This window comes from Paenibacillus sp. FSL H8-0315 (assembly GCF_038005365.1).
GTDB classification, from domain to species: Bacteria; Bacillota; Bacilli; order Paenibacillales; family Paenibacillaceae; genus Paenibacillus_AQ; species Paenibacillus_AQ odorifer.
Map to the genome: position 1 here is coordinate 1,724,717 of NZ_JBBOTA010000001.1, position 26,389 is coordinate 1,751,105.

Here is a 26,389-nt window from a genome sequence, read left to right on the forward strand (position 1 = left end):
GAGAGCTTAACTTATTCTCCCGCGGTTCCACCCTACTTGATTTCATACCTTGTATAAGCAAGTTTGCTGCCAAAACAAGAACGAAATCCACTTTCATTCGCCGCATTCGTACTCCCGGGTGCCATGTTCATGAACGTTGTCCCGCTAGGCTTCCACTGCCCCCAGCTCGCTGAATAACGACAATACAGTCCACTACTTTCCCGATCAATGCACGCCTCTCCCCATTTGGAGCATAACGACGATCATATAATAAACTGATCCTATAGTAACGGAAAAATCAGCTTTCGTCAAATCTTGTACTTGTCGAGCTGGTCTAGGAAACTTTGTGACTTCAGCTTTAATCCGAGTTGCACATCCATAAAGGCCCGCATAATTTTTTTCAGCTCATCCCGGCTGCTTTCCTTTACATCCACATTGCCTAGTCTAGTCAGGTCAAGTCTGGCGAATAATCGCAGCAGCTTCAACGCACGAGCAGAGATCTCCATGGCTGGAGGGTCATTATGTTTACAACTGCGGCACAGTGCTCCACCAAGGCGAGGGCTGACCAGCAGTTGATCATCCGGCTTCTCGGCACCACAAATTACACAAGAATCAAATTCAGGACCATAACCGGCTGCCTGTAAGATTTTCATTTCAAAGACATTTATGATAACGCCGGGTTCCTTGTCCTCTTCAAGTGCATTAAGACAGGCCGTAAGCTGGCGAAACCAGAAGCTTCCCGTTTCCTCATCATGCAGAACACGATCAAGCAGTTCACACGCATAAGACGCATAAGCAGCTTTGATCAAATCCTCACGCAGCGGATGGTGCGACTTCGTAATTTCGCCAGAATTCAGTGTCCCAAGTCCTCCATTATTTCTAAAAAAAACAAATTCCCCAACGGTGAACAGTTGGATCAATGCAGCATGGCGGCTTTTGACCTTCTTTGCGCCACGCACCAGAACCCCTACTTTTCCCGCGTTCTCGGTGCAAAGCGTAATAATTGCGTTCCCCTCGCCGTAGTCCATGCTGCGGATGACGATCCCTTCCACCCTGTGTAGCATGCCTCTTCCCCCAACCATTCGGCAAGCAACCAGTTCTTATTGCGCTTCTTCATCACAGGCCTTCTCTTCCTCCACTAGCTGTAATCCACTATCTTCAAGCGGATGGCCAGCTTCCTTATACAGCAGGTAAGCATCGACGTCTCCTGTCATTGCAAAATACTTCCACGAAAAGTTTCGCATTCGTATTCATCCTTTCTTGGGAAAGACGATGTCTCTTATCAAGAATTAGGATGGTGCGATGGAGCAGGTTCTATCCTTGCAATTCCTACCAAACGAGGAATAACGGAATTAACTTAAAGGTCTTTATGGAAGCCCAAATCCCGCAGAACGCGGTCCTGATTGCGCCAATCTTTTTTCACTTTTACCCATAGCTCCAGAAAAATCTTCGAACCCAGCAGGTTCTCAATATCTGTCCGAGCCCGTCTGCCGACCTCTTTCAGCATTGCCCCTTGCTTGCCGATAATAATTCCCTTTTGCGAATCACGCTCAACAAAAATAACAGCTGAAACATGCACCACTCCATTAGGCTCAACCTTCATATCTTCGATGGCTACAGCAATAGAGTGCGGCACTTCTTCACGAGTCAAATGCAGAATTTTCTCCCGGATTAATTCCGCGCAGACAAATTGCTCGGGGTGATCCGTGATTTGATCTTCCGGATAATACTGAGGGCCTTCCGGCAAGTACTTGGCAACCTGCTCTAACAGCGTGTTAACATTGCTGCCCATCTTCGCAGAAATCGGAATAATTTCGGCAAAATCATGCAGCTTGTTATATTGAGCCATAAGCGGGAGCAGAGCTTCCGGCTCTATTTTATCGATCTTGTTGAGCACTAGAATCACCGGTGTCTTCAGACCATTTAATTGCTCGGCAATGTAACGGTCTCCACCGCCCAAGCCCTCTGACGCATCCACAAGGAATAACACTGCTTCTACTTCACCCAGTGTACTCATTGCAGTCTGGTTCATGTAGTCGCCTAGCTTGGACTGTCTTTTATGAATCCCCGGTGTATCCAGGAATACGATTTGTGAAGTGTTTGTTGTGTAAACACCATGGATTTTGTTTCTGGTTGTTTGTGGCTTATCCGACATAATAGCAATCTTCTGGCCAATGACCTGGTTCATGAGTGTTGATTTACCTACGTTTGGTCTGCCGATAATTGCGACAAAGCCTGATTTGAATTTCATATTATCTTCCTTCCATACTTACCTTCTAGTTCAATCTTTTTCAATCATTCAATCTTTTTTTAAAAGCTTTTTAGATCCCCCTAAATCCCCCTTACCCAAGGGGACTCCACGGGTCCCGGTCCTCTGGACATCCGGAAATAGGGGCACCTGCAACGTTCGGCAGGATTAGAGGGACGGTCGTGCAGGAGCGCTTTTGTGCCCTGTTGGGGACACACTACACTGTCACTTATTAACACGGTTCGCATTAAGCTCACCATAGATAAAGATTACTGAGATGCAGCTTACAGTCAGGGTTCAAGTTACGATGTGCAAAGAATCGCTGGCGGCTTTTGCCGTGGCGCTTACCTCGTAATGTTACTCTAAAAACACATAGTTTGCACCAGTTTAGCCTAACTTGGTAGAACTAGAACACTTTTAATTGTACTTTGTACAACTAATTTTAGGTTGAGTTTATGTTTTTGGTGTTTAGTTGTATTTTGTGCAATTAAATCCTGTCTTAAGAGCCAAATATGGGCTTTATCATAAATTTAATTGTACTATCTGCAACTAAATTCATTTTTGTCGCGAAAGAGTAGCAATTTAACTGTACATTGTGCAATTAAAGTAGCAACCTTCGTCTAACTATGCCTGATTTGCCTTTAAACAGGCACAGGCATTAAATCAAAACCTCATTTTATTCTGGAGCTTGTCCTTGCTTCAGATCTACGGGACCAAAAGCGCCTGGAAGCAATTCTCCCACCGTAGTCTCAACGATATCACCCTTCATGTTCCCAAGAATAACCTTCATATCCGGCGAACACAACTCAATCATTACTTGCCGGCACACACCGCAAGGTGAAACGGGGCCGTCAGAGTCAGCTACTACGGCAATTGCTTTAAAAGAACCAACAGTGTGTCCATCCGCAATCGCACGGAATAGTGCTGTCCGTTCCGCACAGTTGGTTGGCCCAAAAGCAGCATTTTCCACATTACAGCCGTGGTGAATATGACCATCCTGATCAAGAAGGGCAGCTCCCACTCCGAATCGGGAATATGGAATGTAAGCTTTTGCTCGTGCTTTAATCGCCTCTTGCATAAGAAGAGTAGAATCCATATTTTGACCTCCTAAAGTTTTGTGAGTATTGACTTCATTGATTTTTCTTCGCACAAAACTTACTTCGTAAGCATACACTTTGTTTTGTTTAGCATTACTACCTGTTATCGCTTCGCACAAAACTCACTTCGTAAACATCTAATTAGTTTCGTTTATCGTTATTTTCTCAGCGTGCGCTAAATTTTATCAGTGTACTTCATGAGATATATTCGGGTACATAACTCACTTCAAATTATTCAGTAACGAAAGAGGCGGAATCGCAAAACGCGGGTCCGCCTCTCCCCTGAATTGATTTTGTATCCTGATTATGACATAAGTCCGCTAATCCAGTCCATCACAGGGTGATAAAAAACATAGATCCCAACTAAGACAGCAAACACCGCCGTGAGAAGCACAGCTCCTGCGGCGGTATCTTTTGCTCTCTTAGCCAGTGGATGAATCTCTGGCGAGATCAGATCAACCGTCGCTTCAATCGCCGTATTGAGCAATTCGGCAGTTAGGACAAGCGTGATCGAGAACAGCAGCAACATCCAACTGGCCAGCGGAAGTCTGAACACGGCAGCGGCTATTAGCACAACCACCGCTAAACAGCAATGCACCTTCATGTTAAGCTCGGATTTGAATGCCGACACTAAGCCTTGCGATGCAAACCGAAAAGAGTGCCAGAACTTCTTGTGCCCTACCGCCGTGTTCTTCACCATTAGCGCGTCAACCCAACCTGAGATAGTACTTGTTCTTGCTTGGACATCATCTCTGCTTCTGAGGCTTCATCCTGATGATCATATCCTAACAAATGCAGAAATCCGTGAACGAAAAGAAAACCAAGCTCTCGTTCCAGTGAATGACCATATTCCAGCGCCTGCTCCTGCGCACGAGTTACGGAAATGATTATATCCCCAAGTACGTCTGGAACATCTTCCAGCGCCTCGCCTTCCTCTATCTCGTATATAATGTCCAGCTCGTCCTCTCCGCTTTCATTCATAGCAAAAGAAAGCACGTCCGTCGGACGGTCAATTCCCCGATATTCCAAATTCAACTCATGTATACGAACGTTATCGACAAAAGTAAGAGCTACCTCGCCCCGATCGATCCCTTCCGCTTCACCTGCTTTTTGCAAAATGCTCTCCAGCAGCGTAATGAGATCGTCCTTTATCTCGTATTCTTCCTGCTCGTTATCCCAAACGATCTCCAAACTCATGGGTTAGGTGCCCCTTCCTCTTTTTTCGGCTTACGCACATCTTCTGGGTATTCGATCCGTGAATGGAAAATTCCCATAACCGTCTCCTTCAGAGTCCGTGCAATAATATCCAATTCTTTAATCGTCAAATCACATTCGTCAAACTGATGATCATCCAGTCGACTTTTAATAATCTTCTCAATCATCGTTTCCACCTGCAGAACAGTTGGCTTACGCAATGATCTTACTGCAGCCTCGACACTGTCGGCAATTCCCACAACGGCTGCTTCCTTCGACTGGGCTTTCGGTCCAGGATAACGGAAATCTTCCTCGGTAAAATCAGGCTCGACACCTTTTTCTTCCGCCAGCTTCAGTGCCTTATGGTAAAAATAATGCAGGAACGTTGTTCCATGATGCTGCTCCGCAATGTCACGGATTGGTTTTGGCAGCTTATATTCTCGTTGCATTTCCACCCCGTCACGGGCGTGGGCAACGATGATAGATTTACTAAGCTTCGGTTCAATAGAGTCATGTGGATTTTCCATATTATTTTGATTCTCGATAAAATAAAACGGACGTTTTGTTTTACCAATATCATGATAATACGATCCAACCCGGCATAATAAGCCATCTGCTCCAATCGCTTCCGCGGCAGCTTCTGACAGGTTACCTACCATTACACTATGGTGATAGGTTCCCGGCGTTTCGGTAAGCAGCTTCCGCAGCAGCGGGTGGTTTGGATTAGACAATTCTACCAGCTTCAATGCCGATAGAATACCAAAGGTCGCCTCGAAAAAAGGCATTAGCCCAATCACAAGTACAGCCGTCAATAGTCCCCCTGCAAAAGCAAAACCAACCGAATACAAGGTACCTACCTCTTTCCATGCTCCTCCACCTAACAGTATCTGCATAAAGACTGTCAGACAGCCAAAAAGCGATACCATAATCCCGCCTTTAAGGAGCGTGGAGCGTTGACCCGCACGGTGAGTCGCAAAGATAGCCACGTACGAAACCACGATAGCAAAGAAACCAAAGTTAAAATCAAAGATTGAGTTCTGCTGCACATTCAAAATAACACTCGCCAGTACACTGAATAGAATGGAGCAAAAATAGGCCAAAGGCATGTCCAGAAGCATTGCAATTAACATTGCGCCAATCGCCACCGGTGCCAGGAATCCGATATAAGATCGGACATCGGTCTGCAAAACAGCGGCCAGCCGCATAGAGATAATAGTTATAACAAATACAAGCACCAGCATCAATAGCTGAGAATTGTTGTACTTAAAGCCTGAGGTGCCGCCTGAATAACGAATGAACGCAAGCAAACCGACGGAGAGCATCGCAGAGAGAATCAATAGGCCTAACTGTGGCCAGTAATTCACCTCATTGCTTAGTAGTCCATTCTCATCCAAAAGAGTGTAGAGCTCTGGAGTAATTAGCTGCCCCTTAGCAACAAGCGTGTCCCCTTGCTCAATGAATACATCAGGTGTGTTCTCCCGGGCTTGTACCTTTGCTTCCTTGGTAGCATCCTCATCGTAGAACTTGTTACTTGTGATCACAAGACGCACAAGCTCCTGAACAACCTCACGCGCTGTACGCTGGCTTAGAGAACTAATACTGACCTGTTCCGCTACCTTGGCGCGAGCGGTCTGCGCATCCGTAATCTGATCATTCATCAGCCTAGTTACAATATCTCGGGCGACAGGCTTCATCTCGATAATGTCCTGAGAGGTCAGGCGCGGAATCTTAATGTAAGTCTCTTCCGGAATGACATAGGTCTGCTCTTTGATGACAGATTGCATTTCATCCAAGAGGTGATCTGAATATGTAGCGCTGCCCCGATTGGAAGCTACGAAATTCAAGATGAAATCGCTGGCTCTCTGCGGGATTTCATCACGATAAATCCCCGTCTTATCGCTTTGCGAGATCAGATCATCCTGATTGAGACGATCTATCCGATCCAGCAGCGAGGTCACTAGGTTGTCTGCCCTCATCGGGATAATTTTGTACTTGGGAGATACGCTTTCGGCCGCTTCCTCAGCCGCTTTTAACGTAGCTTTGGTGTCCTTAATTTGTTTCGGTGCCGTTATTTCCTTTGCACTGTAAGTATTCTCTTTAATATCATATTTCTTAGGTAGCAATTCTGGCGACAAGCTGAAGTAGAACACTAGTCCGAGTAACAGGAAAAGAGCATAGCGTGTCACTGCGCTATACTTCCATCCGTTGTTCGTATATACAAATCCGCTTAATTTAGATGGTTGCTTTGAAGCCATGAAGACAATCCCCTTTATTGGAGGTTTTCGGCAGAGCGGTCATAGGCAACGATAATTTTCTGCACCAGGGAATGCCGTACTACATCCTGTTCCGCGAAGTAGACAAAGCCAAGTTCTTCTATGCCGGATAAAATCGCTTTGGCTTCAATCAAACCGGATTTCTTGCCGCGGGGCAGGTCAATCTGGGTAACGTCACCTGTAATCACCATTTTGGACCCGAAGCCGAGTCGAGTCAGGAACATTTTCATTTGCTCAGGTGTTGTATTCTGCGCTTCATCCAAGATGATAAATGAATCATCCAATGTACGTCCGCGCATATAAGCCAGCGGAGCAATCTCAATCAATCCCCGTTCAAGTGCCTTAGCCACCTGATCGGGCCCCATAACGTCGTATAATGCATCATAAAGCGGACGCAGATATGGATCTACCTTTTCTTGCAAATCCCCTGGAAGGAATCCTAGACTCTCTCCTGCTTCTACTGCGGGACGCGTAAGAACAATACGCTTAACCGAACCTTCTTTCAGTGCCGTAACTGCAAGCACCACTGCCAAGTAGGTCTTCCCCGTTCCTGCAGGACCGATTCCGAATACAATATCACGCTTCTTGATCGTTGTCACATAATGCTTCTGGCCGACCGTTTTGACACGGATAGGCTTTCCGCGAAAAGTTGTAGTAATTTCTCCTTTGAACAAATCGAGCAATTGATCAGCACGAAAATCTTTCGCCAGTTCCACAGCGTACTGCACATCACGTTCAGTAAGTATGTAACCGCTCCGAATGAGGGACAGTAGCACATTAAACAATTGCCCCAGCATGTCTACTTCCCGCTCAGCTCCACGAATCGTTAGCTCTGCTTCACGCGAATCAATAATGGCGGGAATTTCACTCTCGATGATTTTTAAGAATCCATCCTGCGGGCCAAACAGCGATTGCGCTTCTCCCGCATTTTGCAAAGATATACGAATGCTTGCAGTCTGTTCTGACAAGTAGCCTCATTCTCCTCAATTGTTTACTATTGGCAGTTCTTCGGAAATTTTTTCTTCTACTTCAAAGATCACTTTCATATAAACTTTACCATTCTCTTTCTTCTCATGCAAAACTTTTTGACTTTTGATGACGCTATCAACACCATATCGAGCTAAAATATCATTCTTCGCCCGCTCAATTCCCCTCGCTACTCCAGCTTCTGGAGTTATCGTATCCTTTGTTTCATTGATCTCCATTTCTTTCTCAGTCATCAGGCCCAGCGGCAGCTCAATAGAGCGCCAAGATAGCGGATCATGCTCTGTGAGCGTCTTTGAATTCTCAAAGGAGGATTTGCCATAACCCCACAGCTGAATAGCCCATTTCCCCAACACGAGATAGGTGCGATCCTTACGCTCCCCAGTGTAGGTGCTATTGGTTGTTTCAAGCGGAACCTCGATATTGTACTCATGCCAAACCAACCCCTTAACCTCACCCTTGGCTACCACATACTCTACATTTTCTTCGTCTCCAAGAGCACCGGAAATCAGGATATCCCCTTTTTTCACACGCGAATTACGCGCTACTACCGGTCTGCCCTGCTCCGCATATATTTCTGTTACCACCGCATCTGTTCGGCTAATTAAATGCCGTTGGCTAAGCAAAGGTTTGATATCGGGCTGTTTAGCCTCTACAACCTGAATTTTGATGCTCGTCCCCGTCCGTTGCAGCCCTATCCAAGAAACACCCGGTAAATGGGCCAGCAGCCCCTTAGAGAGCTTGTCCGGCTCCTCCAGACGCCATATCCACTGAAAAGGATACACACCCTCCTGGCGAGCGGCAGCCAATATATCCTCAGAAGCAATTTTTTCATTCCCTTCGACTCTAATACTCCATACCATCGTAGATAACATAAAAAGTGTAATTCCAAACATTAAAATACCTATGCCAAAAAATTTCCTTTTCCACAGCCGCGCCATAAGAAATGGAAGTCCGCTTCTACCGGTTACGTGCATACGACAGCCTGTCTTTTTTAAAATCGGCCGGAGGACATAAAAATCATCCAGAAGCAGCTTAAGGGAAGCGCCGCCCTCAGCGGGCCTCACATCCCAAATCATGATTCCTGCTTCAGAAATGAAATTAATAAATCGCTCCACCTGAGGTCCCGTCACATGCAGTGTAACGAACCCCCGCAGTGATGACAGAGGTGGCTCCTTCATGATCTCTCCTCGCTTTCGTTATATCTGATCTCCCCGATAACGCCTTCTACAGCCAATTCCTGGCCTAGAATATTTCGGATGACAAGTCCCTCGCCTGTGATTTCAAGCGATCCTTTAGCTAACGCGAGCTTAAGCTGACCAGAGGAAAAATGCAGCACGCCGCGATGATTCTCAATATGCAGTTCCTTATTGCCGATCAGGGTGATCCGGGGCATTTCCTGTAATAAGTCCTGTGGTAGATCCAGTACCCCGTTTGTCCATCCCCGCAGCCTGCGGCCAATACGGGTCATAAGTAGACGTTCCCCCTTCCTGCCTTCTGTACACCTTATGCGGCAACGCTTTTTTTTATGAGAAGAAGTAACAAAGGAGGACCCTTCTAGTGTGAAAAAAGCAAAAAAAGCCCCGGCAACCTATCGTAAAGATAGGAAACCGAGGCTTTATTGTTACTATGATCCGTAAATATTATCTTCGGGTGGAATGCGGCTGACGAGAACGCGGTGGTCCCAGAATCTCTGCCCAGACTACACCATTTCGCAGGTCGTCACGACTCCCTGTTCCATGTGTCTGGTCTCCCGCAGAGGGTGAGTTTGTGTTCTTAATCTTATTTGATCTTTTGGTATCTGCACCCGCTATCCCGTCAAAAGCAGATTGAAGGCGCCGTACCTCTTCTTGCATTCTTTGTGTGCGTAATTCAACTCCGTCATCGGCATGCTCCAAAGACATTCCTTCTCCAGTAGAATAATCTGGAGTTGGTATATACGCGGGTTCTGGAAAGGCAGGAGAGGCATCATACTCCCGGTTATCCTCTGACCTCGACTGCCGGGAAGAGGTGCTAACAGGAGCAGGAAATCCACTGCCAGACTCCGCTTGGCGCCCTCCATCGATATCCGGGCGTTTTACCCGGCGGAGCGGAGAATCCTCTCCGCCCCCAAAAGTGGGCATTCCCCCGCGAGGAGCTCCTTTGGGCTTGTTTTTAGTTGCTTTATTCACATTGGATACGATCGCGAATATAATAACCGCAATAATATAGATCCAGCTCATGGAGATTCACATCCCCTTTTATTTATTATTGTTAGGACGGTTATTGTCGTCCTGATCATTCATTTTGCCGAGAGAGCCCCGCATTTGGGTATCTGCCTCGATGTTTTTGATATTCATATAATCCATCACGCCGATTTGGCCATTTCTGAGCGCCTCAGCCATTGCCATAGGCACCTGAGATTCAGCTTCCACAACAAGCGCCTTCATCTCTACTACGCGCGCCTTCATCTCTTGCTCGTGAGCGACAGCCATCGCTCTGCGCTCTTCCGCTTTGGCTTGGGCAATGCGTTTATCTGCTTCTGCTTGCTCGGTTTGTAGATAAGCACCGATGTTCTTGCCTACATCGATATCCGCAATATCAATGGAGAGGATCTCAAAAGCAGTACCTGAGTCCAGACCTTTGGACAATACCGTCCGCGAAATCAAATCCGGGTTCTCAAGGACATCTTTATGGGAATCACTCGAACCTACTGTCGTTACAATCCCTTCACCAACACGGGCAATAATCGTTTCTTCACCCGCACCACCCACGAGGCGGTCGATATTGGCACGAACAGTTACGCGCGCTTTTACCTTAACTTCAATCCCGTTCTTAGCAACAGCCGCAACAACCGGTGTCTCAATTACACGAGGGTTAACGCTCATTTGCACAGCCTGCAGCACATCACGACCTGCAAGATCAATGGCTGCTGCGCGAGTAAATTCCAAAGGAATATCTGCACGTTGTGCTGCAATAAGCGCATTAACAACACGGTCTACGTTACCACCTGCGAGATAGTGACTCTCCAGTTGATTAATGTTCAGTCCAAGACCTGCCTTAGTCGCTTTAATCATTGGGTTAACGATACGACTTGGGGTTACACGACGCAGTCTCATCGCCACCAGCGTAATAATACTGATTCTAACGCCCGATGCTAATGCTGAAATCCAGAGCATAACCGGGAAGAAACTTAAAAACACGCTCAATACAATAATCACCACTACCGCGATGAACAGAATAGGAATCAAAGATGCTTCACCCATACTATATAACCTCCGTAAATTTGTTGTAGAACTATTATTGGTTCCAGTGTTTACCTTATTCCTTGATTTCTTTCACAACAATCCGTCCGCCCTCTACTTTAATAACAGAGACCGGTGCATTAGCACTAATAAAACTACCTTCTGTAACAACATCCACTCGTTCGCCGCCTATCATAGCTGTTCCTGAGGGACGAAGTGGAGTAATACTGGTTCCTGTAGCGCCTAATAAGCTAAGCTTCTCTTCTACAGGCACAAATCCCTGATCTTTAGTAAGGCTTTCCTTCAAAATAAATCTGTTCCATATCCCTCGTTCTTTAAAAATGACCGCAACAATTACTACAACTATAGTCGCAGCTACGAAAGAGATACCTAGACTGAGCAGTGCATGCTTATAGCTGTAAGCAGCTCGTACAACACCCGCTACAAGGCTGACAGAACCTAGGAGCCCCAATATTCCGAAGCTAGGCACAAAGAGCTCCAGCACAAGCATGACAAGCCCAATGATAAACAAGAGCCAAGTTTCCGCTCCGGCGAATCCTGCAACATAGTTGCCGAAGAAATATAACACAAAAGCCAACGTCCCGATAATTCCTGGCGCACCAAAGCCTGGAACAATCAGTTCAATGACAACGCCTGTAATCCCAATGAACAGCAGAATCGTCATAATAATCGGATTGGTCAGAAATTGCGACATTTTTTCCGCACCGGTATGCTCTACGCGAAAGATGTCGTCTGTAGTATATCCAAGCCACTGAATTGCCTCTTCAGGGGTATCTGTAATTTGATCAGCGTAACCAGCTTTTAAAGCTTCTTCACTAGACAAGGCAATGATTTCTCCCTGTGTCTTAGTCACTCCAAGCTCTGGCTTATCCACGACCAAATTATTATCCACCATTCCAGCAGCAATGTCTGGATCACGATCATTCAGAGCAGCAGCGCCGATCATTTTAGATCTCCAGTAGGATATCATTTTGGCATCATCGACTTTTTGACCATTCATGTCTACCAAGGAAGCGGAGCCGATCATACTGCCCGGCTTCATGATTATTGCACCTGCATTAAGTGCTATGTAACTGCCTGCAGAAGCGGCATCACCTTTAATATAGGCAGCTGTTGGTATTTCACTCTCTCTTACCATCGTCCCAATCTCTTCTGCCGATTTCACCAGCCCTCCAGGTGTATCGACCTCTAGTAGAATAAGGACTGCTCCATAATTAGCGGCTTCTTCAAATCCTCTTTCCAAAAAGCTTTGCAAACCCCGTTCAATCTTTTGATCTACCGGAATAATAAACACGGGACCTTTTTTCAGCTCACTGTTCGTAACCCCCGGTGTTTTCGGGGCTGCCCCGTCAGCGCTTACATTCGTTGCAAAGGGTGTCAGGAGGAGTAACAGCAGGACCACAGGAATGCTAGCTAACAGTATTTTCCGTAATCTTCTCAATGATTTTACCTCCCTTCTTTAGCTTGACCCAGAACTCATAACCCTTAATACGCTGAAATTGGATTTACGTTTCATAACATAGAAAAGCACCCCTTTTGCAAGGGGTGCTAGTGCTATATTATTGCAGAAATTGCAGAACCGCCTGGTTCACGAGTTTACCATCAGCGCGACCTTTGACCTTAGGCATCAGTGCGCTCATGACCTTCCCCATTTCGCTCTTCGAAGAAGCACCGGTTTCCTGGATGGTCTGCTGTACAATTACTTTAATTTCTTCTTCGGAAAGTTGCTCGGGAAGATATTTAATAATAATCTCGATTTCTGCTTTTGTACTCGCGGCAAGCTCGTCGCGACCCGCTGATTCAAATTCTTGGAGGGCATCTTTGCGCTGTTTGATTTCACGACTAAGGATATCAAGCACTTCGTTGTCGTCCAATGTTCTCTTCAGATCTATTTCAAGATACTTTATTGTAGAACGAACCATTCGAATCGTGGAGAGCGTGAACTTGTCCTTACTCTTCATCGCTTGCTTCATATCTTCGTTCAATCTCTCGCTAAGATTCATGCGTGGGTAATCCTCCTAAAACTTTCTCTTACGAGCAGCCTCAGACTTCAGCTTTTTCTTAACGCTCGGCTTTTCGTAATGTTTGCGTTTCTTCACCTCAGCCAAGACACCATCTTTTGCGATGGAACGTTTAAAGCGACGAAGTGCAGCATCAATTGTCTCGTTTTTGCGAACTTTCGTTTCAGACACAGGTTTCCCCTCCCTCCGACCATACCGTCCAAGAGCATAACACGGTTTATCAAACTCCATTATAGGTCAAACGGAAATAACGTGTCAACCTTCGTGCTATTCTTTTTTCTGGCAAGTTCTTCAACATTAAATGATTATGCTATGCGTGCGAAGCTGAGTTTCCAGTGAGCGCACCCAGCTTGGCTCCACCCAGCAGGTGATAATGAAGATGAGGCACAGCTTGTCCACTATCAGGTCCGCAATTATTGATTAAACGATAACCAGACTCAGCAATTCCAAGGTCTTTGGCGATCTGTTGGGCTACACTGTGGATTTCAGCAATTAGCGGAAGATCCTCAGGTGTAACATCATTCATTGAAGCAATGAACTTCTTGGGAATGATCAACACATGTACCGGTGCAGCCGGCTCGATGTCGTAAAATGCAAGAATACGTTCATTCTCAAATACTTTTTTGGAAGGAATAGTACCCTCAATAATTTTGCTAAACACGGTCTCCATAGAGTGCTTGCCTCCTAAAAATTGGTGAAATTCCACTTCATCATAAGATAATCATACAGGATAATCATCAATTACGAAAGCAGCAAGCAAACTCAGCATAATCTGCCCTAAACTGTATCTGTTACAGAATGAACCATTAAATAAAAATATCAACACCGTTAGGCCTAAAAAAGACAAAAAAAAGAGAAACACCCTTCACAGCTTATAAAGCTGATTCGGCGGCGGACGTATGAAAAGGAGTTCATTCCCTGCCATACGTCCGCCGAGGTGTTTCTAAAGTAATGTCGGCTTAGCTGTATTATAACAGCGCGTTGATACTGTATCTGTGATAAGAATCACACACATTATAGATCTTCACATTTTTTCCAACAGGATCCGAGATCCCCCTCCACCCTGTTCAGCAGGTACTACTACCAGCTTGCGTGGCAGTCGTGCCCGAAGCTCTGGAACATGGCTGATAATGCCGACAGACAGTTGGTCGTTATGCAGTCTTTCCAGTGAGGTAATTACCGTATCGAGCAATTCCGGATCCAGCGTACCAAAGCCTTCGTCCAAAAAGAAAAATTGCAATGGATACTGTCCCCGCAGCTGAATCTGTGCCGAAAGAGCAAGTGCAAGTGACAAGGAAGTTAAGAACGTCTCTCCGCCGGAAAGCGTGGAGACCGGTCTTCTTACACCACCGTTTCCATCATCACGAATTACAAAGCCACCACCCGAATCAACCTCCAGCGCATAACGCTGTTTGCTCAGGAAACGAAGCCGCTGGGAAGCAGACTGGCATACCTGCATTAATTGTTCCTCCGCAATATACTCAACAAAAGCATTTCCACGTAAAACCGTCTGCAATTTGGACAAATGATCCTGTAGAGAAGCATGTTCTAGCCGCTGGACTTCGAGCTCCATCCAGCGAATATGCCGATGCCGCAGATCCTCCAGATCTCGCTCTGCGCGCGCTCTTGCTTGCAGCGACATTTCATCCTCTGACTTACACACGCTTAAGCTTTCCTGGCTAACTTGCCACTCCTCTTCACTTAAGCTGGCTCCGTCAAGCTTCTCTTCAATATTGCGCAGCTGCAATGAGACTTCAGCTTCTTGCGCACGATGGGCACGTACCCGAGAAGAAGAAATTTCCCGCTCTTCAGGTGCGAGAGCTGCTCCTTCAACCTCAGCGGCGGAACTAAAAGGTGAAGAGGTTAAGCTTTGCTCCCACAGATGGCTTGAAGTCACATAATGCTCTCGAGCAGATTCTGCAGCCTGGCGGGTAATCGCTGCCTCCTTGATCTCATGCTGCGCTTTTTCCGCTGCCGTGAGATGTAATCGTTGGCTGGTCTCCACAGCTGCTAACAATTCCTGCAGACGACGCTCACACTCTGCTAGAAGAGGGGCAGCAGCGCGGCCATTAGTCCACTCTAAAAGACGCCGTTCTTTTTCACGCTGCAATTCTTCTTTGCCTTCCATCTGTGTATTCCACTGAGTAAGCTCTTTATCGATTCCGGTGATGGTCTCCTGAAGATTCTGCACCGAAGCGCTTTTCTCATCCAGAAACTTGACACTGATTTCCAGTCGGGATCTAATTTCCTCAGCTTGAGCATCCTTGGCTAACAGCTCACGATAAGCTTTTTCTACCTCTTCCGGTGCCAAATCAGGGAACTGCTGTACCCAGTTCTGCCGCAAAGCGGTTAGTTGGCCACTCAGTTCCTCGGCTTTGGCGGTTAGGCCTTCTACCCAGCTTCGCTCACCTTCGGCACCCGCTGCTTCTTTGAGGCATAGCTGCTGAACTTCCTGCATCGATTGCTGCCACTGTATCGCTGTACGGCGCAGTTCTCCAGACTGGCTTTTTAATGCTAAAAATGCAGCATCAAGTTCTGCCAAAGCTTTTTCATCCGGGATGGACATATCGGTAGAGGAAACCTCGGCAGTGCTGACTTCTGAGCCTGCCGCTGCAGGATCATTTACCGTATCAAAAGCTCCATCACCAAACACCTGCTCCAGCCAAACCAGGTCCTGCTCCCGCAGACCACGGAACATATGGCGTGCTTCCAAAGCACGTCTGGACAACACCCGAGCCTGTTGAAGCTTTATCTCCAGTTCCTGTTGCTCTACGTTATCCTGCAATACAGCAGGGGCCGGGTGGTGTTCGCTGCCACATACAGGGCAAGGTTGTCCTGCTTCCAATTCTTTAGCCAATCCAAGCGAGAGTCTGTGCAACTCATGCCCCTTGAGGGCTGCTTCCAAAGAACTGATATGTTGCTCCAGACTTTCTGCTGCGGTGCACGCAGCTTCTTCTGTCGCCAGCAGCTTCTCTTGATGCATCGCCGCCTCGCGGATCAGCTGCCCGCGAGAAGCTTCCTGCTGCCCGCGACGGCCCTCGGCCTCCGCGAGGCGCGCCTGCGCAGCCGCGAGTGCAGCGGCACGCTCGCGGCGCTCCTTCTCCGCCTTATCCCACTGGGATTCAGCGGAGTGCAGCCCTTGCAGTCTCTGCATCGCTTCTTGCAGAGACTGCCGCTCCTGGGAGCGGACACCGAGCGGCTGCAAGCTCTGCTGCAGCTCTTGCTGGCGCTTTTGGCCCTTGGCCAAAAGCTCACGCTCCCGGGCCATGCCCTCCCGCAGCTCCGTCAGCTTGCGGGAGGCCTCTTCGCGGCGCTCGCGCAGAGCCGCGAGTTCGCGCCGCAGGGCGCCGAGCTCGGACTCGAGCTCGAGCGCGCGGCGGTAGGTGTCGGCCCCTTGCCGGAGGGCCGGCTCTTCCGCCGCAAGCGCGGCCTGCGCAGCAGCCGCGGCCGCAGCGGCATGCGCCGCCTCCTGCTCGGCAGCGGCGGCCAGCACCTCTTGACCCTCCGCGCGGGTCAATCGGCTCTTGAAGGCGTCTTCCGCGCTTCGCCATGCTTTCAGCGCGGGAAGCCTAGCCTCGGCCTCGTCAGCTTGGCCGAGCTTCCGTTCAAGGAGGAGAATCTCCTCCTCCTTGGAGAGCAGTCCCTGCCGCTGCAATTCGCGGCGGGTCCGTTCCTCTTGCAGCTCGCGAATGCGCGTGAAACGCTCCGCGACCTGCAGCGCCGCCTCCAGCTTGCGGCGGCATTCCGCAGCATGCTGGGCTGCTTGTTCGAGGCGCTCCGCCGCTGCCTTTACATCCTCTTTGCCTGCGCTGCCAAGCCCCTGCTGCTCCGCTTCGAATGCGCGGAGCGCAGCCTCATTCTCCTTCACCCGTCGGCTAAGCTTCAACGCAAGCTGATCGCCATACTGTTCCAAATGGAACAGGCGCTGCAGCATTTGTCGGCGGTCTACGCCCCGAAGCGATAAGAATTCGGCGAATTTCCCCTGCGGCAATACAACTGCTCGCGTGAAGTCATCCATTTTGAGCCCAATATGCTCTTCCACACAACGTGTAACATCTGCGAGTTTATCCGCCATAACGTTATCCCCGTCAGGTGTAACTTCAATGAAACGGCTAATGGTGTTACTAACTGTTTGCTCACCTGTCCGCTTGAACTTACGTTCAACGCGATAACGATGTGCCCCAGCGGAAGAAGTGAGCTCAAAGGTAAACGCCACGCTGAGTGAATCCTCAGAGTGATTCATAATCCCCTGTGTTCCATTAACGGCGCGCTCCACTTTGCCGTACATTGCCAAAGTAATAGCATCCAGCAAACTGGACTTGCCGCTGCCCGTAGGTCCAAAAATCCCAAACAGCCCGGTCTCACACAGACTTTCAAAATCTATTTCCTGCATTTCTCTATAACTCTGCAATCCTGCCACTTTTAATAAAATAGGCTTCACCTTAGTTCTCCTCTCCTTCCTCCGGCTGCTGCCGTTCTTCTTCGGTTAGCTGTAAGAACAGCTCAATCAAACGATCCTCCGGCTCCGCCCCGCCCGTCTGGCGCTGATAGAATTTACGGAACAATTCTTGTACAGGCATACGTGAACGGGAAATTTGTTCGAGCTCCAGCTCCATTTGCGGATAAATCGGACGAATATGAATGATCCCCTCACGTGATTTACGCAGGCGCTGAATATCATTCATCGACATAGCTTCACTGAGCCGAATCTCCAAATCTATAAAAGCGGTAGCATCTCTACATTCATCCAACCAGTTATATACCTCTTGCAATCCCCCCGTAGAGCTCCATCTTACAAGTGGACGCCCACAGCGAAGATAGATTTCTTCGAAGGTCGGCTCACCGCCCGGCGCAACATCAATCAGCGTCACCGACTTGGCTTGTCCTGCTTCCGAAAAGCTATATGCCAGCGGGGATCCGCTATAACGGATCATCCCTTCCCCTTTTACACGCTGAGCGCGATGAAGATGGCCTAGTGCAGTATATTGCGCTCCACAGGATAAAGCAGAAGGGTCTACAGTGTAAGCCCCGCCCACCTGAATCGGGCGTTCCGAATCACTCTCTACACCTCCAAGCACATAAATATGGCTCATCGCCAAATTCACGGTTTGTGGCGTAAATTCCCGTCCCAACAGTTGCATAAGTTTGCCTACCCGTGCGCTGTAAGCTAGTCGAAGCTCCTCTTCCCCGCTGTCCCCAGCAAGCAACTCACCGAGACGTGCCTCAGAGGGATAGGGAAGGGCTGCGATTTTGGCAATCTCACCTGTCCGCGCAGCATGAACTGTCACTGGCTCTGAGGTTGGAAGTCCTACCAAGGTAATCCCCTGCCTTAATACAAGCGGGGAGACTGAAGATACGCGCTCCGGTTGGTCATGATTGCCGGCAATCACCACAAGGGGCCTGCCCCCTGAAGTCAGCCTGGCAGCAGCCTCATAGAATAATTGCTCCGAAGCCGCTGGCGGATTAACGGAATCGTACACATCTCCCGCCATCATAATCAAATCCGCCTTATGAAAATCGGCGATCTCCACCAATTCATCTATGAACTGCTCTTGCTCCTTCTGGCGGCTTCTTCCCTCCAGCGTACGGCCCAAGTGCCAATCCCCCGTATGCAATATCCGCATCTTCGTCCTCTTTCCCCGCTCCTATGCGGCAATGAATAATTTATAATTTCACAGCATGATCGCCGTCAAAAAAGTACAGCCAAATCTCGCCGATCGGTTCTCCCAAAATATCATGTAATGCCTTGCTGTATAACTCTAGCTGAAAACGATATTTTTCCTTAAGTGCCTCTAAGCCGCCCTGATGTTCTAATACAGAGTCCGTCTTATAGTCTAGCAGAATAATCCGGTCCTCTTCACGGAACAGGCAGTCAATGACCCCTTGAATTAGCACAGCCTCACTAAAGCCTTCCTTATTGTTCTCAGGGGAAAGCTCCGAGACGGCCTCATTCATATAATCGAGCCCTCGATAAGCCTCACCTGCGGGAACCATATAACTGAACGGCATTTCTCTAAGCTTCCAAGAAGAAGCTATTAATCTACGTCCCAGTTCAATAGTATAAAAAGCTTCTATCTGATCGGGAGCTACAGCCTCCACCTGCTCAGCAGTTAGAATAGCCACTCTCTGGAGTCGGGCTAAGGTTTCTTCCACAACCCTAGGATCAACTGAACCCTCCAGCGGAATATGCTGCATGACTGTATGGTATGCTGTCCCGCGTTCCGCTGGGGTTAGACTGCGTTTTTCCATAAATTTCGGACGCCGCAAATGAAGACTGTCCGCACCTGCAACACTTGGACGTTTATCGGTTTCTATTGAGGTTGTAGAATTGCCTTCTTCCAGCAGATCAAAAGAGGGCTGCTCCTGCAACGACAACAACGCTTTTAACTCCGTAACAGAAGTTTTAGCCGGAATACCTGAGGCTGCCGCATACGGATAATTCCATTCCAGTCTTCTAGCAATTTCATCGCTAGTCTCTGTTTCATATATATTTACAGCTTCACCCTTATGCAGTGCTTCGAGTACAACTTGCCGTTCCTCTACCTTCTCCTCAGTCTGATCCGTTGGCAGGAACGCCCCAGAATTAAGTTCGGAAGCATTTTGCACACTGATGCTCCAGTTGGAGACATCGTTGTGCAGCACCGTGGAGACGGTACCTTCTGAACCGCCCAGCTTACGAAGAATCGCCGCCGCAGGGTGCCGGATCAATGCCGGTCCAACCCAGTCCAAATAGCTGCGCCCTCGGGCCAGCAGATGATCTGCAAGCAGCAGCTCATCCCGGTTCTGTACGCTGCTCCAGCTAGCGATTTTGCGCGGCAAATCTCTTACAGTGCCTACTAGAATCATTTTATCTCTCGGACGAGTTAACGCTACATATAATACACGCATCTCCTCCGCTAATAATTCAAGCCGTGTACGCCGGTTAATAGCCAGATAAGGAAGTGTTGGGTAGCTAACTCGCGTTTCCCGTTCCACAAAACGCGGCCCAAAGCCAAGCTCTTTGTGCATAAGAAATGGCGAATGCAAATCTTGTCGATTGAACTGTTTTGCCATCCCGGCTACAAAAACAACAGGGAACTCCAGCCCTTTGGATTTATGGATGGTCATGATTCTGACGCCATTGCCTTCTTCACCGCCACCGCCAGCTACACCCAGATCTCCGCCGTTCTCACGAAGCCGTGAAATGAACACCAGAAAACGGAACAATCCACGCGCTGCGGTGTCATTCTCAAATTGCACAGCCCGATCATACAAAGCTTTAAGATTGTTCTGGCGCTGCGAGCCTCCAGGCAGTCCTCCAACCCATTCCAGATAGCCGCTCTCCCCATAGATACGCCAGATCAGCTCACTGAGACTACCTTGTCTAGCCGCATTTCTCCAGCTTTCCAGCTGTTCTAGGAAATGTCTAAGCTTGCGCTTCAGTTCTGGACTGATCTGCGGCAGATCTTTATCAGGTAAAACATTATTCTCGACGGTGCTTGCGGATTCAATCACATGAGCCGAGAAGAGGTCATACTCTTCTTCAGCCTCTTTTGCATATTGCATATCCACCGCCATCTGTACTGCTTGAAAATAAGGACCCTGACTACACATACGCACCGTAGCCAATTCTTCTTCCGTTAATCCGACCACAGGTGAACGAAGTACGCCAGCCAGCGGAATGTCCTGCTGAGGATTATCAACTATTTTTAAGAGGGAGAGTGCAATTTCCACTTCTGTAGCTTCAAAATAACCTTTATTCAGATCACCATAAGCAGGGATTCCTTCCATCCGAAGCTCTTCGATGATTAGAGGGGTCCAGATTCTTGCCGAGCGAAGCAGGATTACGATATCACCGTAAATAACCGGGCGCATAATCTTGAGTCCCTTATCGTAGATAAGCAGCGGCGATCCACCGGTCATCCCCGTCATTTGTGAAATACGCCGGGCAATTGCCCGTGCTTCCAGCTGCGCCGTCTCGCTCTCAATGGCTTCACTCTCCTGAAGTGGCGCCTCACCGTCTTCAGAAGTCTCTTCTGACTTCCCTGCTGTTGAACCACGATCTATCAATAATAACTCCGGTGCAAAAAAGGTATCAGGGCCCTTCTCTGCTGCACCTGGGAAATTCGCTCCGTAAACAAGCTCAGCGCGTTCGTCATAATTAATCTCCGCTACCGTCTCATTCATAATCTGCCGGAAGATCATATTAACGGCATTCACAACCTCCATGCGACTGCGAAAATTACGGGCCAGATCGATAACCGAACCGCTAGACGATTCATTAGTAATTTCAGATGGATCATCGATTGGGTGTGAGCCAAAGCTGCGGTATTTATCCAGGAATAGCCCCGGCTCCGCCAGACGGAATCGATAGATACTTTGCTTCATATCTCCGACCATAAACCGGTTACCGGGTGTTTCACGGGATATTAGCCGCACAATCTCCTCTTGCACACTATTCGTATCCTGATACTCATCCAGCAGAACCTCATCGAATTGAGCACGGTATTCCATAGCTGCATCAGAAGGCAGGGAATGACCGGGCGTAGAGTCCGGATGGCGTAGAATTTGCAGACAATAATGCTCCAAATCACTGAAGTCGACTAGACCTCTTCCTGCTTTTTCAATTCTATAACGTTCACCGAATGCTATCACTGTCTCTGCAAGCTCTGCCATCAGTGGAGCCGCTTCGTTCAGCTCTTTCAAAAAAACCTCAGGCGGACGGCCAAACAATGCTTTCTGAAGATCTAAAATACTCTTCTTCACACTGTCGCGCAGTTCCTTCACCATCTCCTGCAGTCCAGGATCTGTCGAATCCTTCTTACAAGCCTTTAATTTTCCAAAATATACTTCCATAAAAATATCATATAATTCTGCCCAAGGTCGTTCGTTAACGGCATCCTGCAGTGCATTTACCATCTCAAGATCAGTGGTTAAATTCTCAGCATAGGGTGCCGGACCACCCGGTTGTAGTGCAATCTCCCGGCCTTGCATCAGCTGACTGGCTGCACCCGCAAGTGTCAGCTTCGCTTCTTCAAGAATGCTCAGCACCCATGGCGTTCCACCCAGACTTTCGGTGTCTGGCAATGAGAAATCAGCTGCAGTATCACGGAGCCATTGCGCTGGCCAAGGATGGCTGCGGGCGTAATCATGCAATCGCTGTATGAGCGCATGCACTGCATCATCACTGCGTTCACCACTGAACCAATCAGCGAGCTGCACAAATATGCTATCCTCGCCATCCGCACCTACCTCACCGTACTTTTCCTCCAGCAACTCTTCGAGCAGCTCCTGCCGCATCATCTCCGCTTCATGCTCATTTAATATGCGGAAACCCGGATCAATCGGAATCATTTGATAATAACGCCGGATCACTTCCAGACAGAAGGAGTGCAACGTTGTAATCGAAGCTTTGCCCAGCAGGGATAGCTGACGGCGCAAATGGTTGTTCTCCCCGTTCTCCTCCAGCTCCCGATCAAGGGCTTCCCTGATCCGCTGCCGCATTTCGGCAGCCGCAGCTTTGGTAAACGTGGCTACTAGTAGCCTGTCTACACTGAAGCCGTTCTCTTCCTTACTGATCTTTCGAATAATCCGTTCTACCAGCACCGCCGTCTTGCCGGAACCTGCTGCCGCAGCAACGAGGATGTCATCACCGCTCTCCGCAATGGCGCGCCACTGGTCATCACTCCATATACTTCCTTCCGGTTTCGCTTCTATTTCAGCCTTCATACTCAAGGTGTAGTTCCTCCTTTGCGGGACAGCAGATCCCATATAACGTCCTTCCCTGGCTTACCCAGATTGTTATAGCTGTTACCTTCCACAGCTTCATCGAACTGGCAGACAGGCCTAAAGGAACAGAATGTGCAGGCAGTCTCCTGCCCAATTCGGTACGGCTCAATCGCCACATCACCCTCTGTAATCCGTGTCCCGATATCCGAGATCGTCCCTCTAACGGAGGATAATAGATGGCTCCACTGCTCTGGTGTAGCTACTGAAGCACTGCTATAAAAGCTGCCGTCAGCTTTTACTGCTACAGGCACGATAGAAGAATACCCTTTGTCTAAAGTGGTATCCATTAGGGAGACAACCTCACGATCTGCTGTAAGCAGTCCTTTCATCTTGAAGCGTTTCAACAGCTCTTGCTCAGCCTGTTCCTTGTTCATCCCGTTGGATGAAGTTAACAACGGATCATGCACATGGAAATAAAGTGTGCCTGCTGGAAGTGCCGGCTGCCCCAGCCATTGCTCCGAATATGTCAGCAGCACATCCAAATAAGTCAGCATTTGCAGCGACAATCCATAATACACCTCATGCAGCTTGAGATCCTTTTGGCTCGATTTATAATCAATTACCCGCAGAAGAATACCGTTCTCTCCACGAGCTATGTCTACACGGTCAATCCGGCCAACGACCTCCATCACACAGCCATTCGGCAGCGTAATTCTTAAAGGCGGCAACTCCTTATCCGGTCCAAAATCCAGCTCCAGCCCTACTGGCTCAAAGCTGCCCCGGCGGGCGTGCTCGCCCAGAATCACAGAAGCACGTCCAACAATATTCTTAAGCTTACGGGAGATGTACCCGTAACGTTTGGAGCTCATTAGAATTTCACCCTGCAACATCGGAGATAGCCGTTCTACTGTCTCACTGGCCTCACGCCGACATTCATCCGGAGACAAGCTGCCCCAGCCCCGTCCCTCTTGTTTCAGTCTTATCGCCATATCACTTAGCGCAGCATGGAACAGCTGTCCAATATCAGGTGCTTGCAGCTTATATAACTGGCGCTCTTTCAGTCTTAGTCCGTAGGACGCAAAATGGGAAAATGAGCACGCAACAAATTTCTCCATCCGGGACACACTGCCCCGCAGTGTTGAGCCACCATACAATCTGAGGCTTGTGCCACGCTTTAGCTTCGTTCCCTCATTACGATAGAACAGTGAACTTAGCAAACGTTCCAGTTGAAATTTACGATCTTCGTTCTTAGTAAACCAGTTATACACATCCCACCATAGCTCCGGAATTTCTGTTCCTTGGCGCCACTGCCGCAGCTGCATAATCAATGCGCGAAGACTCTGTTCTGGTTGACCAATGAAACCGAGATGGATAGGATTTTCGACTTCTATAGGTAGTCCCGAAGGGGGAAGTGCTGACAAGCTGTGCTCTTGAACCCTTGGGAACATTCTATGCAAATGCCGGATAACCTCAGAGGGAAGGAGAGCTTTGCCCTCATCATCCGCTGTAGCGTAGCTAATCCAGAGCTTTCGGCTTCCTGTCGTTAGTGCATTATAGATCAGAAACCGCTCGTCCAGCAGTTTACGAGAAGCGCCGGGAGCAAGCTCCATTCCAGCATTCTCTAGTACGGAGCGTTCACCTTCCGAGAGAATTCCATCTTCCTTAAACTGCGCAGGCACAACACCTTCATTAAATCCAAGCAAAAAAGCGTATTTAACCCCCGTTGGGCGAGTCCGATCCATATTGCCGACCAATACTTGATCCAGTGCGGGCGGAACTAGTCCCATTTTAAGTTCAGCAAGACCTGTCTCTAGAACTCCAGTGAACACTTCAAACTCAAGTCTTTCATTGCCCATCATTTCTACTATCTGATCTAACAGATCAAGTACCGCACCCCACAACTGGCTATGTTCCCTAGCCTTCTCGGGTTGGCCCTTCTCCATAGACTTAACACTGAGTTTCTCCAGCTTTCGCGCAACATCCGTCTCTTCAAGCAGCTTGTACAATGCCGTACAAAGTTCAAGACCGCTACGACTTTTCTGGATTCTTTTCTCAAAAGCAAATAATGGACCTGTTATACTAGCACGGCATCGTTCCATAGTAGCAAGCAGTTCATCATCCATCTGTCTGCCGCCTTCCAGCGACAAGCTAGGAATACCTTTCCAGGAGCGGCCATCTGTCCAGCGGTACCCCTGAATCCCACAAGCCAGCACATAGTTTTCTAAAGCATCCATATCATCACGCGTAATACTACCGTCTAGCGGAAGCAGAAGCTCCGTCTTTACGCAACGGAATACATCCTCATAACGCCAGCGACGACGCACTACATCCAATGCGGAACGTATAAACTCCACTAGCGGATGATGCAGCTCATTCACCTTCTGGTCCAGAAAAAATGGCACTCCATAATCTTGGAACAACGGCTGAACCAGCTGCTCGTAATCGCCAATATTGCGCATCAATACGGCCATTTCGCCATATTTTGCACCTTCATCCCGCGCCAGTCTAGTCATTTCGCGCAGGGCTCCCTCAACCTCTGCTCTGTGCGAAACTGCGGCGCCTATGGATATAGCCTCTCTTGCCAGTTCATCCGCACCTATCCAAGCCTTCCGGCGATCATATCCCCGTTCAAGGTGAGCAAGTACTGGACTTTCTTCAAAACGTGGAAGAACCATTGGCTCCAGCAGCTCGTCCCATACATCAATGCCCAGCTCTTCAGCAATTCCACGCAGTTTAATGTAAGTAACCGCAGTTGGGTGAAACAATTCAAGCTCATTCAACTGATCTCCATAGGGGTAAGGACGATCAATTGTAAGCGAAACCGTCAGCTTCGAAGCTTGCTGCATCAATTCTCGAAGCACTACGAATTCCTGCGGAGTAAATCCATGGAACCCATCTACCCAAATCTCTGCCCCGCGAATGTAAGAGGAATCTGGAATATGCTCAGCCAGTTCTGCTAAACGATCCTCTTCATCGATATAAAGACGGGACATTTCCTTCTCTAAATCGCTAAAAACCAGCTGCAAATCATCCAGCTTACCCTCAAGAATAGGACTTCTTGCAATAGCTCCTCGCATAGCGGACAACTGTTCCTCTAAATCAGTGGAACCCAAACAGCAACGTTTCATCTCCGTGTGCAGTTGGTTCAGACGTTCCACAAAACCCGGTCTGTCTGCTGAGGCACCGAATAATTTCAGTTCCTCTTTGCGACGACTGATGATTTTGTAAATTAACATTTTCTTACCTTCTTCACTGATTGGCAGACTTGCACTGCCACCAGTTTCCTGCTTCACACGATAGGCAAGCCGCGAAAAACTCAGTGTCTGCGCCCGAAGGCTTCCCTTCACATTCCCTACGGTCAGAAGCCCCCGTTCTGCTCCAAAAGAACCTTGCTCTGGCACAAGAATAATAATCGGCGCACCAAGCGGTTCCTTTTCTAAGGAAGAAGAGATAGATTCCCATATTTTTGTTGTCTTGCCACTGCCCGAGCGGCCTAGTAAAAAGGTTACCGGCATAAATGATAGACTCCTTCCGTAGCGGAGAAAATATATAGAATACAGGGTGAAATATCCACCCATTGATTACACTCCAATTAAAAAAGTTCAGTGATTCCTCGTCCCCTCAGTATATCATAACCACA

At 48.3% G+C, this 26,389-nt stretch carries 20 protein-coding genes; all 20 read right to left on the bottom strand.

The annotated features are described in order from the left end of the window. Positions 1-287: 287 nt before the first annotated feature. Positions 288-1,043, bottom strand: coding sequence for a DNA repair protein RecO (recO, locus tag MHB56_RS07485; protein WP_340011031.1), 756 nt, complete (start codon positions 1,041-1,043; stop codon positions 288-290). Between the two features lie 36 nt (positions 1,044-1,079). Then, positions 1,080-1,223 carry a YqzL family protein gene (locus MHB56_RS07490; protein ID WP_076098533.1) on the bottom strand — a complete coding sequence of 48 codons (144 nt, stop codon included), beginning with the start codon at positions 1,221-1,223 and terminating at the stop codon, positions 1,080-1,082. Between the two features lie 113 nt (positions 1,224-1,336). Further along, entirely contained in the window at positions 1,337-2,230 is an 894-nt protein-coding gene (gene era / locus MHB56_RS07495; protein ID WP_036683823.1) for a GTPase Era, read from the bottom strand. Between the two features lie 673 nt (positions 2,231-2,903). Beyond that, positions 2,904-3,365: a cytidine deaminase gene (locus MHB56_RS07500; RefSeq protein ID WP_445667758.1), complete on the bottom strand. Its 462-nt coding sequence runs from the start codon at positions 3,363-3,365 to the stop codon at positions 2,904-2,906. A 263-nt stretch (positions 3,366-3,628) separates the two neighbouring features. After that, complete coding sequence (locus MHB56_RS07505; RefSeq protein WP_076129003.1) at positions 3,629-4,024, bottom strand: diacylglycerol kinase family protein; 396 nt, start codon at positions 4,022-4,024, stop codon at positions 3,629-3,631. Continuing rightward, on the bottom strand, positions 4,024-4,521 hold the full coding sequence (ybeY, locus tag MHB56_RS07510) for an rRNA maturation RNase YbeY (protein ID WP_076185261.1): 498 nt from the start codon (positions 4,519-4,521) through the stop codon (positions 4,024-4,026). The genes MHB56_RS07505 and ybeY overlap by 1 nt, the downstream gene beginning before the upstream one ends. After that, the gene (locus MHB56_RS07515) at positions 4,518-6,773 is read right to left on the bottom strand and encodes an HD family phosphohydrolase (protein ID WP_076185262.1); all 2,256 of its coding nucleotides are present in this window, start codon (positions 6,771-6,773) and stop codon (positions 4,518-4,520) included. The genes ybeY and MHB56_RS07515 overlap by 4 nt, the downstream gene beginning before the upstream one ends. Before the next feature lie 14 nt (positions 6,774-6,787). Beyond that, a complete protein-coding gene (locus MHB56_RS07520; RefSeq protein WP_036683834.1) occupies positions 6,788-7,759 on the bottom strand; it encodes a PhoH family protein in 972 nt (323 codons plus the stop codon). A 15-nt stretch (positions 7,760-7,774) separates the two neighbouring features. After that, positions 7,775-8,956, bottom strand: coding sequence for a sporulation protein YqfD (gene yqfD, locus MHB56_RS07525; RefSeq protein WP_076128997.1), 1,182 nt, complete (start codon positions 8,954-8,956; stop codon positions 7,775-7,777). Next, the gene (yqfC, locus tag MHB56_RS07530) at positions 8,953-9,246 is read right to left on the bottom strand and encodes a sporulation protein YqfC (protein WP_036683844.1); all 294 of its coding nucleotides are present in this window, start codon (positions 9,244-9,246) and stop codon (positions 8,953-8,955) included. The genes yqfD and yqfC overlap by 4 nt, the downstream gene beginning before the upstream one ends. Positions 9,247-9,418: 172 nt before the next feature. Continuing rightward, entirely contained in the window at positions 9,419-9,997 is a 579-nt protein-coding gene (locus MHB56_RS07535) for a hypothetical protein (protein WP_076306384.1), read from the bottom strand. 18 nt (positions 9,998-10,015) lie between these two features. Then, positions 10,016-11,020 carry a flotillin-like protein FloA gene (gene floA / locus MHB56_RS07540; RefSeq protein ID WP_036683849.1) on the bottom strand — a complete coding sequence of 335 codons (1,005 nt, stop codon included), beginning with the start codon at positions 11,018-11,020 and terminating at the stop codon, positions 10,016-10,018. A gap of 55 nt (positions 11,021-11,075) precedes the next feature. Then, positions 11,076-12,461, bottom strand: a complete 1,386-nt coding sequence (locus MHB56_RS07545; protein WP_076306383.1) for an NfeD family protein — start codon at positions 12,459-12,461, stop codon at positions 11,076-11,078. A 118-nt stretch (positions 12,462-12,579) separates the two neighbouring features. Next, a complete protein-coding gene (locus MHB56_RS07550; RefSeq protein ID WP_036683862.1) occupies positions 12,580-13,023 on the bottom strand; it encodes a GatB/YqeY domain-containing protein in 444 nt (147 codons plus the stop codon). Positions 13,024-13,038: 15 nt separating this feature from the next. Beyond that, positions 13,039-13,212 carry a 30S ribosomal protein S21 gene (gene rpsU, locus MHB56_RS07555; protein WP_036657994.1) on the bottom strand — a complete coding sequence of 58 codons (174 nt, stop codon included), beginning with the start codon at positions 13,210-13,212 and terminating at the stop codon, positions 13,039-13,041. A 139-nt stretch (positions 13,213-13,351) separates the two neighbouring features. Further along, on the bottom strand, positions 13,352-13,711 hold the full coding sequence (locus MHB56_RS07560; RefSeq protein ID WP_036683863.1) for a histidine triad nucleotide-binding protein: 360 nt from the start codon (positions 13,709-13,711) through the stop codon (positions 13,352-13,354). A 354-nt stretch (positions 13,712-14,065) separates the two neighbouring features. Further along, the gene (locus MHB56_RS07565) at positions 14,066-17,482 is read right to left on the bottom strand and encodes an AAA family ATPase (RefSeq protein ID WP_341143437.1); all 3,417 of its coding nucleotides are present in this window, start codon (positions 17,480-17,482) and stop codon (positions 14,066-14,068) included. A 1-nt stretch (position 17,483) separates the two neighbouring features. Next, positions 17,484-18,665, bottom strand: a complete 1,182-nt coding sequence (locus MHB56_RS07570) for an exonuclease SbcCD subunit D (protein WP_340011038.1) — start codon at positions 18,663-18,665, stop codon at positions 17,484-17,486. Between the two features lie 40 nt (positions 18,666-18,705). Beyond that, a complete protein-coding gene (gene addA, locus MHB56_RS07575; RefSeq protein WP_341144360.1) occupies positions 18,706-22,749 on the bottom strand; it encodes a helicase-exonuclease AddAB subunit AddA in 4,044 nt (1,347 codons plus the stop codon). 2 nt (positions 22,750-22,751) lie between these two features. Next, complete coding sequence (addB, locus tag MHB56_RS07580; RefSeq protein ID WP_341143438.1) at positions 22,752-26,264, bottom strand: helicase-exonuclease AddAB subunit AddB; 3,513 nt, start codon at positions 26,262-26,264, stop codon at positions 22,752-22,754. Positions 26,265-26,389: the final 125 nt, after the last annotated feature.